General features: G+C 70.9%; 13 protein-coding genes, 2 tRNA genes and 1 pseudogene. 6 read left to right on the top strand and 10 right to left on the bottom strand.

Annotated elements, in window-relative coordinates; genetic code table 11:
• Nucleotides 1–214: 214 nt before the first annotated feature.
• Nucleotides 215–607, top strand: a complete 393-nt coding sequence (locus tag RIU97_RS14070; RefSeq protein ID WP_404956708.1) for a cyclic nucleotide-binding/CBS domain-containing protein — start codon at nt 215–217, stop codon at nt 605–607.
• A 91-nt stretch (nt 608–698) separates the two neighbouring features.
• Here the strand turns inward: RIU97_RS14070 and RIU97_RS14075 are convergent, their stop codons facing one another.
• On the bottom strand, nt 699–2,168 hold the full coding sequence (locus RIU97_RS14075) for a catalase (protein ID WP_404956710.1): 1,470 nt from the start codon (nt 2,166–2,168) through the stop codon (nt 699–701).
• Nucleotides 2,169–2,298: 130 nt separating this feature from the next.
• Here RIU97_RS14075 and RIU97_RS14080 point away from each other — a divergent pair, with 130 nt between their 5' ends.
• Nucleotides 2,299–2,715, top strand: a complete 417-nt coding sequence (locus tag RIU97_RS14080; protein ID WP_031144892.1) for a Fur family transcriptional regulator — start codon at nt 2,299–2,301, stop codon at nt 2,713–2,715.
• A 116-nt stretch (nt 2,716–2,831) separates the two neighbouring features.
• Here the strand turns inward: RIU97_RS14080 and RIU97_RS14085 are convergent.
• A tRNA-Met gene (locus tag RIU97_RS14085) sits at nt 2,832–2,905 on the bottom strand.
• Nucleotides 2,906–3,030: 125 nt separating this feature from the next.
• Nucleotides 3,031–3,213 (bottom strand): annotated as a pseudogene (locus tag RIU97_RS14090) (TetR family transcriptional regulator); the annotation flags it as partial.
• 44 nt (nt 3,214–3,257) lie between these two features.
• On the opposite strand from RIU97_RS14090, the gene RIU97_RS14095 reads away from it, so the two are divergent.
• Nucleotides 3,258–3,521 (top strand): hypothetical protein, encoded by a 264-nt coding sequence (locus tag RIU97_RS14095; RefSeq protein WP_404956713.1) that lies wholly within the window; start codon nt 3,258–3,260, stop codon nt 3,519–3,521.
• Between the two features lie 178 nt (nt 3,522–3,699).
• On the opposite strand, the gene RIU97_RS14100 is transcribed toward RIU97_RS14095, so the two are convergent.
• From RIU97_RS14100 to RIU97_RS14110, 3 genes are all read right to left on the bottom strand, one after another.
• Nucleotides 3,700–5,556 carry a tetratricopeptide repeat protein gene (locus RIU97_RS14100; protein ID WP_404956715.1) on the bottom strand — a complete coding sequence of 619 codons (1,857 nt, stop codon included), beginning with the start codon at nt 5,554–5,556 and terminating at the stop codon, nt 3,700–3,702.
• Nucleotides 5,557–5,748: 192 nt separating this feature from the next.
• A tRNA-Met gene (locus RIU97_RS14105) sits at nt 5,749–5,822 on the bottom strand.
• A 53-nt stretch (nt 5,823–5,875) separates the two neighbouring features.
• Nucleotides 5,876–8,755, bottom strand: a complete 2,880-nt coding sequence (locus RIU97_RS14110; protein WP_404962838.1) for a UPF0182 family protein — start codon at nt 8,753–8,755, stop codon at nt 5,876–5,878.
• Between the two features lie 131 nt (nt 8,756–8,886).
• Between RIU97_RS14110 and RIU97_RS14115 the strand changes: the two genes are divergently transcribed.
• On the top strand, nt 8,887–9,456 hold the full coding sequence (locus RIU97_RS14115) for a PPA1309 family protein (protein WP_404956717.1): 570 nt from the start codon (nt 8,887–8,889) through the stop codon (nt 9,454–9,456).
• Between the two features lie 21 nt (nt 9,457–9,477).
• On the opposite strand, the gene RIU97_RS14120 is transcribed toward RIU97_RS14115, so the two are convergent.
• The 4 genes from RIU97_RS14120 to RIU97_RS14135 form a co-directional block, all read right to left on the bottom strand.
• The gene (locus RIU97_RS14120) at nt 9,478–10,569 is read right to left on the bottom strand and encodes a PDZ domain-containing protein (protein WP_404956719.1); all 1,092 of its coding nucleotides are present in this window, start codon (nt 10,567–10,569) and stop codon (nt 9,478–9,480) included.
• Nucleotides 10,570–10,668: 99 nt separating this feature from the next.
• On the bottom strand, nt 10,669–10,866 hold the full coding sequence (locus RIU97_RS14125; protein WP_319723032.1) for a hypothetical protein: 198 nt from the start codon (nt 10,864–10,866) through the stop codon (nt 10,669–10,671).
• 144 nt (nt 10,867–11,010) lie between these two features.
• Entirely contained in the window at nt 11,011–11,472 is a 462-nt protein-coding gene (locus RIU97_RS14130) for a molybdenum cofactor biosynthesis protein MoaE (RefSeq protein ID WP_030709935.1), read from the bottom strand.
• A gap of 186 nt (nt 11,473–11,658) precedes the next feature.
• Nucleotides 11,659–12,816: an SDR family oxidoreductase gene (locus RIU97_RS14135; RefSeq protein WP_361752983.1), complete on the bottom strand. Its 1,158-nt coding sequence runs from the start codon at nt 12,814–12,816 to the stop codon at nt 11,659–11,661.
• A 192-nt stretch (nt 12,817–13,008) separates the two neighbouring features.
• Here RIU97_RS14135 and RIU97_RS14140 point away from each other — a divergent pair, with 192 nt between their 5' ends.
• Nucleotides 13,009–14,433, top strand: a complete 1,425-nt coding sequence (locus RIU97_RS14140; RefSeq protein ID WP_404956722.1) for a zinc-dependent metalloprotease — start codon at nt 13,009–13,011, stop codon at nt 14,431–14,433.
• Nucleotides 14,430–14,960 carry an NUDIX hydrolase gene (locus tag RIU97_RS14145; RefSeq protein ID WP_404956724.1) on the top strand — a complete coding sequence of 177 codons (531 nt, stop codon included), beginning with the start codon at nt 14,430–14,432 and terminating at the stop codon, nt 14,958–14,960. The genes RIU97_RS14140 and RIU97_RS14145 overlap by 4 nt, the downstream gene beginning before the upstream one ends.
• Nucleotides 14,961–14,972 lie beyond the last annotated feature (12 nt).

Genomic DNA, 14,972 nt, shown 5'->3' on the forward strand with positions numbered 1-14,972 from the left:
CGCCCCTGAGGCTCCTGTGCGCCCGGGGCCCGGGGGCCGCACCCGGGGGCACGTGTGCGCCGGCACGCTCCTTTGCACGCCTTCTTGCTGACCCTCCGTGTCCATGGGAATCTGAGACTCCCCACGCTTGTGCGCTTGTGAAGCCTTTCTCTAAGGGAGCTTCACGGGCACACCCGCCCAAGCGGGGGGCTCACCCCAGGAGGTGGCTCTCTTCATGCTCGTCCGTGACGCAATGAGCACCGTGATCCTCACCCTCGGACCCGCACACACCCTCCGGCAGGCGGCCTGCCTGATGTCCGGCCGGCGCGTCGGCGCGGCCGTCGTCCTCGACCCCGACCACAGCGGAATCGGCATCCTGACCGAGCGCGACATCCTCAACTCGATCGGCGCGGGTCACGATCCCGACCGGGAGTCCGTGGGCGCGCACACCACCAACAACGTCGTCTTCTGTACTCCGGACGCCACCGTGCAGGAGGCGGCCGAGGCGATGACGCACGGCGGTTTCCGGCACCTGATCGTGCTGGAGAACGGCGGCCCGGTGGGCATCGTGTCCGTGCGCGACGTCATCCGCTGCTGGGTACCGGCCCGGCGCACGGTCTCCGCGTAGCCACGTAGGCACCTCTTCACGAAACGGCGCCGGGCCGGAACCCTCCGAGGAGGGTTCCGGCCCGGCGTCACGCAACGGCAAGCGATCCGTTTCAGCCGCGAAGGGCCTGGACCGCGGCCTCCAGCCGCTTGCCGAAGTCGCCGTCCGCCTGGCGGAAGTTGTTGATCGCGCGCTCGACGATGTCGTCGCGCGAGACCTTGGCGATGAAGCCGGACAGGTTCTCGACCAGACGGGCCTTCTCGTCCTCCGAGTAGAGGCGGTAGAGGTTGCCGGCCTGGACGAAGTCGTTGTCCTCGCTGTGCACGGCGGCGGCGTGGTTGCCCGTGCCACCGGTCACGTCGATGGGCTGCCACAGCGGGCGGTCGGTCTGGTGCGGGCCGCCGAAGCTGTTGGGCTCGTAGTTCTTCGCACCCTTGTGGCGGCCGTCGTACAGGTAGCCGTCGCGGGAGTTGGTGCGCGCCTCGGTGGCGTGCGGACGGTTCACCGGCAGGTGGTCGGCGTTGATGCCGACGCGGTAGCGGTGGGCGTCGCCGTAGCCGAAGAGGCGGCCCTGGAGCATCTTGTCCGGGGACGGACCGATGCCGGGAACGAAGTGCGCCGGGGAGAAGATCGACTGCTCGACCTCGGCGAAGACGTTCTCCGGGTTGCGGTTGAGCTCCAGCTTGCCGATCTCGATCGGCGGGTAGTCCTCGTGCGGCCACACCTTGGTGAGGTCGAACGGGTTGAAGCGGTAGGTCGCCGCCTCGGCCGCCGGCATGATCTGGACCTGCACGGTCCAGGTCGGGAAGTCGCCGCGCTCGATGGACTCGCGCAGGTCGCGCTGGTGGGAGTCGGGGTCCTCGCCGGCGAGCTGGTTGGCCTCGGCCTGGGTGAGGTTCTTGATGCCCTGGTCGGTCTTGAAGTGGTACTTGACCCAGAAGACCTCGCCGGCCTCGTTGTTCCACTGGAACGTGTGCGAGCCGTAGCCGTTCATGTGGCGGTAGGACGCCGGGATGCCGCGGTCGCCGAACAGCCAGGTCACCTGGTGGGTCGACTCGGGCGACAGACCCCAGAAGTCCCAGACGTTGTCCGCCTCCTGCGAGCCCGTGTACGGGTCGCGCTTCTGGGTGTGGATGAAGTCGGGGAACTTGATGGCGTCCTTGATGAAGAACACCGGGGTGTTGTTGCCGACGAGGTCGTAGTTGCCCTCTTCGGTGTAGAACTTCAGCGCCCAGCCGCGGGGGTCGCGCACCGCGTCGGCCGAGCCGAGGTTGCCCGCGACGGTGGAGAAGCGCAGGAAGGTCTCGGTCTCCTTGCCGACCTCGGACAGGAACTTGGCGCGGGTCCACTGGGAGACGTCACGGGTCAGCGTGAAGGTGCCGTAGGCGCCGGCGCCGCGGGCGTGCACCACGCGCTCCGGGATGCGCTCGCGGTTGAAGTGCGCGAGCTTCTCCAGCAGCAGCTGGTCCTGGACCAGAACGGGACCTCCGAGGCCGGCGGTCTCGCTGTTCTGGTTGTCGGCGACCGGAGCCCCGGCCTCCGTGGTGAGCGGTCCCTGCGTCACGTGCGCCTCCTGCGTCATTCCTGGATGTCCTGTCCTTGGCGTTCGCCGTACCCGATCCTACGATGGACTTTGTCTAAGTCAAGTAAGCATCCAATTCCGCACCGGTTCGGGAGTTACACCGAATCCCCGCGCTGTTAGGCTGATGTCTATGAGTGACCTGCTGGAACGACTCCGCGGACGCGGCTGGCGCATGACGGCGCAGCGGCGTGTCGTGGCCGAGGTGCTCGACGGTGACCACGTGCACCTGACGGCCGACGAGGTGCACGCGCGCGCCGTGGCCAAACTTCCCGAGATCTCGCGGGCGACCGTCTACAACACGCTGGGCGAGCTCGTCACCCTCGGCGAGGTCCTGGAGGTTTCCACGGACCGGCGCGCCAAGCGGTACGACCCGAACGCCCACCGGCCCCACCAGCACCTGGTCTGCGCCCAGTGCGGCGCGATCCGCGACGTCCACCCGGCGGGCAACCCGCTGGCCGACCTGCCGGACACGGAGCGCTTCGGCTTCGTCGTGTCCGCGGTCGAGGTGACCTACCGCGGCGTCTGCCCGAACTGCGCGGCCGCCTGACCCGGGAAAGCGTGAGAAGGGCCGGACCCCACGGGGGTCCGGCCCTTCTGCCTACACTTCACTCCCGGAAACGGCTCAGGGCCCGGATCCATTGGATCCGGGCCCTGGGCCTTCAGTAGCGGGGACAGGATTTGAACCTGCGACCTCTGGGTTATGAGCCCAGCGAGCTACCGAGCTGCTCCACCCCGCGTCGGTAAACCCAACGTTACGTGAGGCGCCCCGGCAGATGCAAATCGGTTAACCGGCCAGTCCGCGGTGCAGCAGAGCGGTCAGCGTCTCGACCACTTCACCGTCGTCGGGCGCCGCCCCGCCGGTCATGGCCGCGTACAGCTCGTCCTTGCCGGCGAAGTGCTCGTAGAAGGACCCGGTGGAGCGGCCGGCGGCCTTGGTGATGTCGGTGATCTTCGTCTGCGCGTAGCCGCGCTCCAGGAAGAGCGCCCGCGCGGCCTCCTTGAGCGCGGCCTCCGTACCGGCCGCCCGCTCCTTGCGCACTCCCACCGCGACCACCCGTCAACGTCCTGCTCGGCGACGCGGCCCACCCCGTGGGCGCCGGACAGGGCGCGTCGGTGGCGATCGAGGACGCGGTGGCCCTGGCGCGCTGCGTGTCAGCGGTGCCGGGAGTCCGCAACGCCCTGGCCGAATGCAGCCGCTTACGCCGCCCCCGCGTGGCCCGGATGACCAAGGCGGCAGCGTCGAACCGCGACGCGAAGACACCGGGCACGGTGCAACGCCGCGTCAACGACCTCCTGATGCCCCTGATCCTCCGCCACGCCTACCCGCGAGCCACCACCTGGCTCTACCGCTGACACCGTTCAGCCCCGCGATTCCCAGCCCCGCCGCAACAATCCAGCCCCGCCCGTTTGAGGCGCGGGGTCCGCGGCGGAGCCCCGATCTTTGCGCCCCGCCGGCGTTCGAGACGCGGGTCCGGGCAGAGCCCAGGACGCGGGGCCGGAGCCACGGAGACGGCTGAGCCCCCGGCCAGGGTCAGGCCGAGAGTTCCTCCGCCAAAGCCTCCCGCAGCCGAGCCGCGCGCTCCGAAACCTCCGCCGGCCCCAGCTCCATGGCCCGCACGCACCACTTCTGCCCCTCCGCCAGGTCCCCGTGCCGGGCCGCCAGCAGCCCCAGCCGCAGCGCCGCACGGCCATGGCCCGCCACCGCAGCCCGCGTCCACCACAGCGCGGCCTCCGGCTCGCTCCCCTCGCGGGCGAGCAGCAGTCCCAGGTTGAACGCCCCGTTGCGGGACCCGGCCTCGGCCGCCTCCCGGTACCACCGCGCGGCCACCGCCAGGTCACCGCGGGCGGCGGCCAGCATGCCGACCCGCACCTGGGCCCGGCGGTGCCCCAGCTCGGCGGCCCGCTCGTACCACTCCTCGCTCTCGGTGCGCGGGGCGCCGCCCACCGGCTCGCCCAGCGCGACCGGCTCCGGCGGCGGGGCCAGCGATTCCAGCAGCGCGGCCAGCCGGAAGGCGGCCTCCGCGCTGCCGCCGCCCGCCGCGCAGCGCAGGTGGCGCTCGGCCGCCCGCTCCTCGCCGTCGCGGACCAGCGCGATGCCGACCTGCAGCGCCGCGTCCGTGTGTCCGGCCGACGCGGCACGCTCGTACCACTTCAGCGCCGTGCGGTCCTCGTCCCGGCTGGCGAAGAGGATCCCGAGGTTGAACGCGGCGTCGACGCTGCCCGCCTCGGCGGCCTTCGAGAACCACGGCTCGGCGCCCGCCGCGTCGCCGACCTGCAGCAGCATGATGGCCAGCGCGTTGGCCGCCTCGCGGTGTCCCGCGTAGGCCGCCCGCCGGTACCACTGCTCGGCCTGCGCGGTCCGGTCCTGTGCGGCGCACAGCAGAGCAAGGTTGTACGCCCCGTTCTGGTCGCCCGCGTCCATGGCGGTCCGGTACCAGCGCTCCGCGGTCTGGGTCTCGCCGCGCGCGGCGTGCAGGGCGCCCAGCGCGTTCGCGGCGTTGCCGTCGCCGTCCTGGGCGGCGCGGTGCCACCAGGTCGCCGCGCTCTCCTCGTCCCCGGCGTCGCGCAGCAGGAAGCCGAGCGCGCACGCGGCGCGGGCCTCCCCCTGCTTGGCGGAGGTCAGGTACCAGCGCCCGGCCTCCTTGAGCTCCCCGCGCGCCTCCAGCAGCGCGCCCAGGTGCAGGGCCGCGCGCCGGTGCCCGCGCGCGGCGGCCTGCCGGTACCACTGCTCGGCCTCGGTGGGGTCGCCCTTGCGCAGGTGCCTCGCCAGCCGGTACGCGGCTTCGCGGTGCCCCTGTTCGGCGGCGGCGCGGAACCACCGCTCGACGCCCTTGTCCCCGCGGTGCTCCAGCAGGTCGGCCAGCCCGTACGCGCCGAGCGCATGGCCGGATTCCGCCGCCTGCCGCATCCAGTACTCGGCCGCGGGCTCGTCCCCGCGCTCGCGGAAGTGGCGGCCGAGGGCGTGCGCGGCCGGCGCGGATCCGGCCACGGCGGCGACCCGCCACCAGCCGGCGGCCTCTTCGGGGTAGCCGCGCTGGTGCAGGAGCACGCCCAGGTTGTTCGCGGCGGCACGGTCCCCTTCACCGGTGGCCCCGCGCAGGTAGGGCTCGGCTCCGTCGAGGTCACCGCGGCGCAGCAGCAGCGCACCGAGCACGCTCATGGCGCCGGGGTCGCCCTTGTCGGCGGCCACCCGGTGCCGGGCCTCCAGCTCGGCGTCGCTCGCCGCGTCGGTCTCGGCGAACAGTTCCTGCGCGAAATCCGCATCGGTCAGCGCGGTCTGCGCGTCGGCTACCGGAACCGCCCCCTGGGCCTCTGCGCCCAATTCGGTCTCCGCCCTCACAAACCGCCCTGTCTCCAGCAGAGTTGACCTGTCCCCCATAAATCCCATCGTCGCATCACCTGCTACCCGCGTACACCTGGTATGTCGCAGCCAGTGAGGTCACTACAGCGTTTTGTCGACATGCCCACAGTGAGTCAAGTCAAACACGCTCCTACCCCAACTCACCCGCCCCAGCTAACGCGTGTCCGCCCCGGGCATGACGAAGGCCCGGATCCCATGGATCCGGGCCTTCATCTTCAGTAGCGGGGACAGGATTTGAACCTGCGACCTCTGGGTTATGAGCCCAGCGAGCTACCGAGCTGCTCCACCCCGCGTCGGTGAAACCACAGTATCACGACACGGGACGGAGCCATTACCCATTGATTCATCAGCCGCCCGGCGGGGGCGGCGTCGCCTTCGCCTCCGCGTCGATCGCCCGCTTCAGCGCCGCCTTGATCTCGTCCTGGGCCTTGCCGAAGGCCGCCCAGTCGCCGGACTGCCTGGCCTTCTCGGCGTCCTCGATGGCCTTCTGCGCGTCGGCGAGGGCCGCCTTGACCGTCGGGTCCTGGTTGACCGGGGGCGTGACGGTGCCCTCGCCCGGAGGCTGGACCGGAGGCACCGGTGTGGTCGGGGCCTCGGCCCCGAAGACCACGTTCAGCGCCTTCTCCAGCGTGTCCTCGAAGGCCGTCTGGCCGCCGTAGGTCACCAGCACCTTGCGCAGCAGCGGGTACTTCAGCCCGGAGCTGCGCACGTAGACCGGCTCCACGTAGAGCATTCCGCCGTCGAGCGGCACCGCGAGCAGGTTGCCGTACTCGATCTCCGAGTCACCACCGCGCAGCAGGCGGATCGACTCAGCGATCTTCGGTTCGGACTGGAACTTGCTCTGCACCTGACCGGGGCCGTCCGGCGGCTTGCTGGTCGGCATCTTCAGGATTCTGATCTTGCCGTAGTCCGGGGTCCCGGGATCGGCGTTGACCGCCATGAAGGCACTCAGGTTGGGCCGCTCGTTCGGCGTGAACGTCGTGGTGAGCGAGAAGACCTGGTCCTTCTCCTTCTGGCCCGGCATCTTCATCGACAGGTAGTACGGCGGAACCGCCGTGCCGGCCTTGGTCGTCGGGTCGTCCGGGACCGCCCAGGCCTCACTGCCGCTGAGGAAGGTCTGCGGGTCCGTGACGTGGTACCGGGTCAGCAGCTCGCGCTGGACCTTGAAGAGGTCCTGCGGGTAGCGGAGGTGGTCCATGAGCGGCTTGGCGATGTCGCTCTTGGGCTTCACCGTGCCGGGGAACGCCTTCATCCAGGTCTTCAGGACCGGGTCCTCGGTGTCCCACTGGTACAGGTTGACCGAGCCGTCGTACGCGTCGACGGTAGCCTTCACCGAGTTGCGGATGTAGTTGACCTGGTTCTCCTGGGCCACCACCGCGCGCTGGCTGTTGGTCAGCGAGTCTGCGGTGCTCTGGCCCAGCGTCGTGCGCGAGGCGTAGGGGTACCCGTTGGTCGTCGTGTAGGCGTCGACGATCCACACGACCCGCTTGCCGATCACGGCCGGGTACGGCGCGCCGTCGATGGTCAGCCACGGGGCGACCGCCTCGACGCGCTGCTTGGGCGTGCGGTTGTAGAGGATCCGCGAGCCCTCGCCGATGGCGCCCGAGTAGAGGATCTGCGGCTCGCTGAAGGAGAGCGCGTAGGCGGCGCGGTTGACCGGGTTGTCGAGATTGACGCCGGAGTCGCCCTTGTAGCTCGTCTCCTTCTCGCCCTTGTCGTCCGAGTAGTCGAGCTCCTTCTGCGGCCCGCCGACGATCGAGTACTGCTTCGTCTGCTCGCCGTAGTAGATGCGCTGCTCGAAGTCCGTGCCGAACATCCCCTTGGAGGGCAGGTCGGACTGGGTGAAGTCCGGGGCCCCCTGGTCACCGACGGTGGTGCCCTTGGCCGCGACCACGCCGTAGCCGTGCGTGTACTTGAAGTGGTCGTTGATCCAGTTGTTCTTCGGGATGCCGCCGATGTTCAGCTCGCGCAGCCCGATGACCGTGTCCTGGCCGGTGTACCGGTCCACGGCGAGCGTGGACGGGAAGGCGTAGTAGCCCTTGACCTGCTGGAGCTGCTGGAAGGCGGGCGAGACGATGTTCGGGTCCAGGAGCCGGATGCTGGCCGTGGTGTCGGCCTGCGTCCGCAGCTTGGTCCGGTCGGCCGTCTGCGGGGATCCCGGATAGTCCGTGACCTCGGAGCCGGCGATCCCGTAGGCGTCGCGCGTGGCCTTGATGTTCTTCTGGACGTACGGCGATTCCTTGGCCTGCTCGTTCGGCTGGACCTGGAACTTCTGCACGATCGCCGGGTACAGCCCGCCGATCAGGATCGCCGAGAGCACCATCAGGCCGAAACCGATCACGGGCAGCTGCCAGGTGCGGCGCCACAGCGTCGCGAAGAACAGCACGGCGCAGATCGCGGCGATGGCGACGAGGATCGTCTTCGCCGGCAGGTAGGCGTTGGCGTCGACGTACCGCAGGCCCGTCCAGTTGTCGGCTGCCTTGAAGTCGCTGGACTTCACGGCGAGCCCGTACCGGTCGAGCCAGTACGCGACCGCCTTGAGCGTGACGAAGAGGCCGAGCAGCACCGACAGGTGCCCAGTGGCGGCGGCCGTGGCCCGGGCGCCCGGGCTGGTCACGCGCAGTCCGCCGTACAGGTAGTGCACGACGGCCGCGGCGATCACCGAGAGCACGACCGCGGCGAAGCCGAAGCCGAGCAAGAAGCGGTACCACGGCAGGTCGAAGGTGTAGAAGGACACGTCCATGTGGAACTGCGGGTCCTTCGTTCCGAAGGTCACCCCGTTCACGTACATGAGCCAGGTCTTCCACTGACCGGCCGCCGAGGCGCCCGCGATCAGCCCGACGAGCACGGCGATACCGAGGAGCAGCCACTTCTTGTACGGGGCGATGCTCATCCGGTAGCGGTCGAGGCTCTGCTGCTCCATCGACATGGCGCTGAGCGGCGGCCGCAGCCGGTGGGCCAGCCAGATGTTGAACCCGACGGCACCGGCCATCAGCAGACCGAAGACGGCGAAGAGACCGATCTTCGTCCACAGGGTCGTGGTGAAGACGGTGGAGTACTTCACGGAGCGGAACCAGAGCCAGTCCGTCCAGAACCCCGCGAACATGATGAAGAGCATGGCTAGGACGGCCAGCACGCCCAGGGTCATGAGGAGAGTGCGGGCCCGCCGGGAAGGGCGGCCGACTCTCATCCGTGGCCCGGACGGGCCTCCGCCACGGTCCGGCATCTGGAAAGCCAAGGTGCGCACCTCGAAAGTCGCTGAGTACTGGTATTGAACGGACCCCCGATCGTAGAGCCCATTCATGCAACTTACTGAGGCTCCGGTCAGTTCCCGGTATGGGGCGGAAAGGAGGCAGGATGTTGTCCATGTCCAACGTTTCGCCTTCCCCCGGCACCCCCATGGCGGCCGGCCCGCTCACCCGCGCCTGTCTCGAGATCGACGAGTACGCGGCCGGCCTCGGCTGGGACAAGCCCGCGCGGCTGTTCGCCCTGGTCGACACCGCCCGGCTCAAGAAGCAGGAGCCCCGGCTCGCGAGCCAGCTCGGCCTCGACCGGGACGACGCCGGCAAGGCCTCCCTCACCCCGATCGAGCAGGACGAGGTCCCGGCCGGGACCCCCCTCGACAAGTTCCTGGGCACCGTCGCCTGGCCCGACGCCGTCGTCGGCTGCGCGCTGACGGTGGAGCGGCTGATGCTGCCGCCGTCCGCGGAGGCCTCCGTACCGGAGGGGCTGAGCGACAAGCAGCTGGCGAAGTGGGTCGCCGGTCACCCGGAGCGGCAGGAGGTCCGCCTCACGGTGGCCGTGCTGCGCGACGGCTCGCGCGAGTCGGCCGTACGCCTGCGCGAGAAGGACTCCTCGACCGAGGTCCTCACCGGCGGGGGCCTGGTGCCCGGGCTGGCGGAGGCCCTGGCCGCGACCTTCTCGTAGGACCGCAGGGGGGAGGGCCGGTCAGGGCTTGGCGCTGCACTGCGTCAGCCCGGCCGTGTCCCCCTTGCTGATCTTCTCCAGTGCCTTGGTGGCGTCGCCGATCGTGGAGACCTTCACCAGGGTCAGGCCGTCGGGCACGTTCGTGACCGCGGAGGCGCAGTTCTCGGCGGGCGTCAGGAAGTACTCGGCGCCGGCCTGGCGGGCGCCGATGGTCTTCATCTGGATGCCGCCGATCGGGCCGACCTTGCCCGCGTCGTCGATGGTGCCGGTGCCCGCGACGAACTTGCCGCCGGTCAGGTCCTCCGGGGTCAGCTTGTCGACGATGCCGAGGGCGAACATCAGGCCGGCGCTCGGGCCGCCGACGTCCGCGAGCTTGATGTCGATCGTGAACGGGAAGGCGTGGTCGGATCCGGCCCGGATGCCGACGACGGCGTGACCGTCGCCCTCCGCCTTGCCCGCGTTGATCGTCAGCTTCGAGGAGCCGGCGGGCTCGTGGTTCGCCTTCGCCGCCTCGGCCGCCTCCGCGGCGGGCACGATCGTGAACTCCACCGGCTCGCCGGGCTTGTGCTTGGTGACGAGCTTGGCCACGTCCTCGGGGGCGGTGACGGGGGTGCCGTCCACGGCCTTGATCACGTCACCGGCGTGCAGCTTGCCCTCGGAGGGGCTGCCCTTGACGACGGAGGCGACGATCACGCGGGCGGTGACCGGGATGCCGAGCTCCTTCAGGGCCGCCACCTTGGCGCTCTGCTGGGACTGGCTGAACTCCTCGGCGTTCTCCTGAGTGGATTCCGCGTCCGTCTTGCCGCCCGGGTAGAGGTTCTCGTGCGGCACGACGATGTTGTCGCCGGACAGCCACCCGTACACCGCTTCCACCAGGTTCATGTCGTAGTCCGCGCCGGTGACGCGGACCGTCGTCATGTTCAGGTGGCCGCTGGTCGGGTACGTCTTGCGCCCCGAGATGTTGAGTACGGGCGCACCGTGCGAGTCGCCGAGCGTGTTCACGGTCGGGCCGGGGCTCATCTCGGAATACGGGACCTTGATGAACACCCCTGCGCAGAGCAGCGCGAACAGCACGAGGGTGGAAGCGAGCATCGTCGCAGTGCGGCGTGGCATGGATCCGACAGTACGGGACGGCCCCGGCGGGCGGCCCTCGGGGCCGCTCCGTACGGGGTCCGTACGCGAAACTCTCAGGGGATTCTCAGCGGAGTCCCGTCAGACGGCGTCGGAACCGGAATGGGCCTCTGCCTTCGCCCTGGCCTGATCGGCGTTGCCCATGGCCTCGCGGAACCGCGCGTAGCCGGCGAGCTCGGATATGTCACCTTGCGTGCGGTCGCGTGCCGCCCAGCTGCCCCATATCGCCGCACCTATCGCGGCGAACAGCGGAATCAGCAACCACGCCAAAGACGCCATGGGCGTGCCTCCCTACCCCGAACTACGTTTCGTTGGTGGCTTCAACGCTCGTGCCCGTGGGGGGGTTACGCAAATCGAGGGCGTGTTGCGCGGCCGAACGGGTGCGAGGCTACCCCCTTGCGGGGGCCGCTCCACGACCGGGGTTCAGCAGGCGCCGACCCACTCCTCGGTCCCGTCGGCGAAGGTCTGGTGCTTCCAGATCGGGACCTCGTGCTTGAGGTCGTCTATGAGCATCCGGCAGGCCTCGAAGGCCTCGCCGCGGTGCGGGCAGGAGACGGCGACGACGACGGCCAGGTCGCCGACGGCGAGGTCGCCCACGCGGTGCACGGCGGCCAGCGCGCGGACGGGGAACTTGGCCACGACGCGCTCGGCGACCCGGCGCATCTCGGCCTCGGCCGTCGGGTGGCAGGAGTAGCCGAGCGAATCGACGTCCGCGCCGCTGTCGTGGTTGCGCACCGTGCCGACGAAGAGCGTCGTCCCTCCCGTCGCGTCGTCGCCGACGGCCTGGAAGACCTCGTCGATCGAGAGCGGGGTTTCACGGATCTCGAGCAGCCGGATCGGGTCCTGAGCGGCCTGCTCGCCGGGGTGGTCGAAGTGCGGTGCCATGCCTTCATCGTGCCCTAGTGGCTGACGAGGCGAAATAGCAGTTTCGCCCGTGCCGGACCCGACCCCTTGGGAGCCTCCTACCAATCGGGCCCCGCGAAATCCAGCCTCGCCGGCGTTTGAGGCGCGGGGGGCCGGGGGCAGCGCCCCCGGCAACGGCGCTGCACCGGGCCGACCGCCGACCGCAGGTCAGATCCCGCGCCGCTTCCGCGCCAGGCGGACCGCGGCGGCCGCGCCCAGCAGCGCCACCGTCGCGCCCGCCGCACCGGCGGCCGTGGCGGCGTCCCTGCGGCCCAGCCGGCGGCCCGCGACCGTGTGGCGCCCCGAGACCTCCTGGAGGAGCTCGGCGAGCACCTCCTCGTTGGTCCAGCGCGGCCGCCACCCCGCCGCGTGCAGTCCGCTGACGCTGACCACCCACGGGTGCATCGTGTACGCGAGGTCCCCGGCCGGGGACGGGGTGAGGCCGATCCGGTGCAGCCGGGCCGCCGCGCCCAGCGCGACCGCCGAGGGGAGCTCCATGCGGCGGATGCCGCTCAGCTCCTCGACCTCCTCCTGCTCCAGCCACCCCTCGCAGCCCACGGCCAGCTCGCCCTCGACCTTTTCCAGGGCCGCGTACTCCAGGGCACTGACCAGGTCCTCCACGTGGCAGAACTGCCACGTCGGACGGGATCCCGCCACCACGAGCAGCCGCGGGGACTCGAAGTAGCGGGTCAGGGCGGTGTCGGTGCCGCCGACCAGGACCGCCGGGCGGATCACGGTGACGTTCAGGCCCGGGTGCGCGCGGGGGGCCCGGCGGCCGAGGCGCTCGATCTCCAGCAGGTCACCGACGCCGGTGGCCTCCGCGGTCGCCCGCAGCTCGGAGTCCTCCGACAGCGGGATGTCGTTGTCCGGCAGGGCCCCGTAGACCATCGCCGAGGTGCAGAGCACGACCCGGTGCACACCGGCCGCGGCTGCCGCGGTGAGGACGGTCTGGGTCCCGCGCACGTTGTACGCCGTACGGGCCGCGGGGTCCGTCTCGAGGTCGAGGTCGAGGGCGAGGTGGACGACGACGTCCGCGCCGCGCAGCTTTTCGGCGATCGCGGGGTCGCGTACGTCCAGGATGTGCCACTGCGCGGCCGCGCAGTCGCCCCGCCGCTCGTCGATGGCGACGACCTGCTTGACCTCGTCGGAGGCGGCCAGGCGGCTCACCAGGGCCGCGCCGACCCCCGACGCGGCGCCGGTCACGGCGATCACGGGACCTCGCACGGCCGGGTTTCGCGGCTGGCGAACGCCCTGGGCGCTGTCGCCGTGCTCTGGGCGGTCTTCGTCGTCGTTCATCGCGCGAAACTGCGGATCTGGGGAACTCACCGGGCGTCTCCAGCGGTTGTCTTCAGTAGGGACGCGCCGTGACGCGTACCCACCAGGTGATGTCCATCCTGCCGCAGCCCAGGAGTCGGCGGAGCACCGAGCCCGTATGCGGGCCAGGTGTCTACGCTGGGTGGTGTTGTCGGACCATTGCCCGTCGGCACCCGCCGGCGGCCCTACGAGCCGAGGAAACCCGTGAGCGACACCCCATTCGGATTCGGCCTTCCGCCGGAGGAGCCGGAGAACGGCGACGAGGGCGAGAAGAAGGGCAGTCAGGGCGGTCAGGGCGGCCCGAATCCGTTCGGGTTCCCCGGCATGGGCCTGCCGGGCGGCGCGGGCGGTCCCGGTGGCGCGGACAATCCGTTCGCCGCGATGTTCGGTGCGATGAACCCGAACGACCTGGGTGCGGCCTTCCAGCAGCTCGGCCAGATGCTGAGCCACGAGGGCGGTCCCGTGAACTGGGGCATGGCCAAGGACATCGCCCGCCAGACCGTCGCGCAGGGCACGGCGGACGGCGTGAAGGACACGAGCGTCGGCATCGCCGAGAAGTCGGCCGTCGAGGAGGCCGTGCGCCTCGCCGACCACTGGCTGGACGGCGTGACCTCGCTGCCCTCGGGCGCCACCACCTCCGTGGCCTGGAGCCGCGCCGAGTGGGTCGAGGCGACCCTTCCGGTGTGGAAGGAGCTCGTGGACCCGGTCGCCGAGCGCGTCGGCGCGGCCATGGGCGGCGTCCTGCCCGAGGAGATGCAGGCCATGGCGGGCCCGCTGCTCGGGATGATGCGCTCCATGGGCGGGGCCATGTTCGGCCAGCAGATCGGCCAGGCCGTGGGCACGCTCGCGGGCGAGGTCGTCGGCTCGACCGACATCGGCCTGCCGCTGGGCCCGGCCGGCAAGGCCGCGCTGCTGCCGCTGAACATCGAGGCCTTCGGCAAGGACCTGGGCGTCCCCTCGGACGAGGTGCGGCTGTACCTGGCCCTGCGCGAGGCGGCGCACGCCCGGCTCTTCGCGCACGTGCCGTGGCTGCGCTCGCACCTGTTCGGCGCGGTCGAGGGCTACGCCCGCGGCATCAAGGTCGACACCTCGAAGCTGGAGGACGTGGTCGGCCAGCTGGACCCGTCGAACCCGGAGCAGCTGCAGGAAGCGCTGCAGGGCGGCATGTTCCAGCCGCAGGACACCCCCGAGCAGAAGGCCGCCCTGGCCCGCCTGGAGACGGCGCTCGCGCTGGTCGAGGGCTGGGTCGACGCGGTGGTGCACGAGGCCGCCAAGCCCCGGCTGACCTCGGCGGACGCGATGCGCGAGACCATGCGCCGGCGGCGCGCCTCGGGCGGCCCGGCGGAGCAGACCTTCGCGACGCTGATCGGCCTGGAGCTGCGTCCGCGCCGGCTGCGCGACGCCTCCCGGCTGTGGGCCTCGCTCACGGACGCGCGCGGTGTGGACGGCCGCGACGGGCTGTGGGAGCACCCGGACATGCTGCCGACGGCCTCCGACCTGGACGACCCGGACGGCTTCGTGCACCGCGAGCAGCTGGACTTCTCCGAGATCGACAAGATGCTCGGCGAGGCCGCCGAGCAGCGCGACCAGCGTGACCGGCACGACGAGGACGGCGACGAGAAGAAGTGAGCCTGCACGAAGACGCGGTCCTCGTCCTGAAGGACTTCGAGGGCCAGCCCGAGCTGCGCGACGTCTATCTGGAGCACCTCGCCGCCCATCCGGACGGGGTCTACAAGCCGTGCACGGCCGGGCACATCACCGGCAGCGCCCTGGTGATCGACCCGGTCGGGGAACGCGTACTGCTGACCCTGCACAAGAAGCTGGGCCTGTGGCTGCAGATGGGCGGCCACTGCGAGCCCGGTGACGACACCCTCGAGGCGGCGGCGCTGCGCGAGGCCCGCGAGGAGTCGGGCATCGCGTCCGGGCTGAGCCTGCTGCCCGGCGGCCCGGTCCGCCTGGACCGGCATCCGATCCCGGCGCCGTGCCACTGGCACCTGGACGTGCAGTACGCGGCGCTGGCTCCGGCCGGCGCGGTGGCGGAGATCAGCGAGGAGTCGCTGGACCTGCGCTGGTTCCCGTACGGGGAGGTGGCGGCGGTGGCCGACACCTCGGTGGTACGGCTGCTGGAGGCGACCCTGGCGCGGCTCGGGAGCTGAGCCCGCACACGA

The sequence above is a fragment of the Streptomyces sp. 147326 genome (assembly GCF_045000215.1).
In the GTDB taxonomy this organism is placed as follows: Bacteria; Actinomycetota; Actinomycetes; order Streptomycetales; family Streptomycetaceae; genus Streptomyces.

Coding starts and splice junctions, on each gene's coding strand:
- RIU97_RS14070 (WP_404956708.1), top strand. CDS start 215: ATGCTCGTCCGTGACGCAATGAGCACCGTGATCCTCACCCTCGGACCC.
- RIU97_RS14075 (WP_404956710.1), bottom strand. CDS start 2,168: ATGACGCAGGAGGCGCACGTGACGCAGGGACCGCTCACCACGGAGGCC.
- RIU97_RS14080 (WP_031144892.1), top strand. CDS start 2,299: ATGAGTGACCTGCTGGAACGACTCCGCGGACGCGGCTGGCGCATGACG.
- RIU97_RS14100 (WP_404956715.1), bottom strand. CDS start 5,556: ATGGGATTTATGGGGGACAGGTCAACTCTGCTGGAGACAGGGCGGTTT.
- RIU97_RS14110 (WP_404962838.1), bottom strand. CDS start 8,755: ATGCCGGACCGTGGCGGAGGCCCGTCCGGGCCACGGATGAGAGTCGGC.
- RIU97_RS14115 (WP_404956717.1), top strand. CDS start 8,887: ATGTTGTCCATGTCCAACGTTTCGCCTTCCCCCGGCACCCCCATGGCG.
- RIU97_RS14120 (WP_404956719.1), bottom strand. CDS start 10,569: ATGCCACGCCGCACTGCGACGATGCTCGCTTCCACCCTCGTGCTGTTC.
- RIU97_RS14125 (WP_319723032.1), bottom strand. CDS start 10,866: ATGGCGTCTTTGGCGTGGTTGCTGATTCCGCTGTTCGCCGCGATAGGT.
- RIU97_RS14130 (WP_030709935.1), bottom strand. CDS start 11,472: ATGGCACCGCACTTCGACCACCCCGGCGAGCAGGCCGCTCAGGACCCG.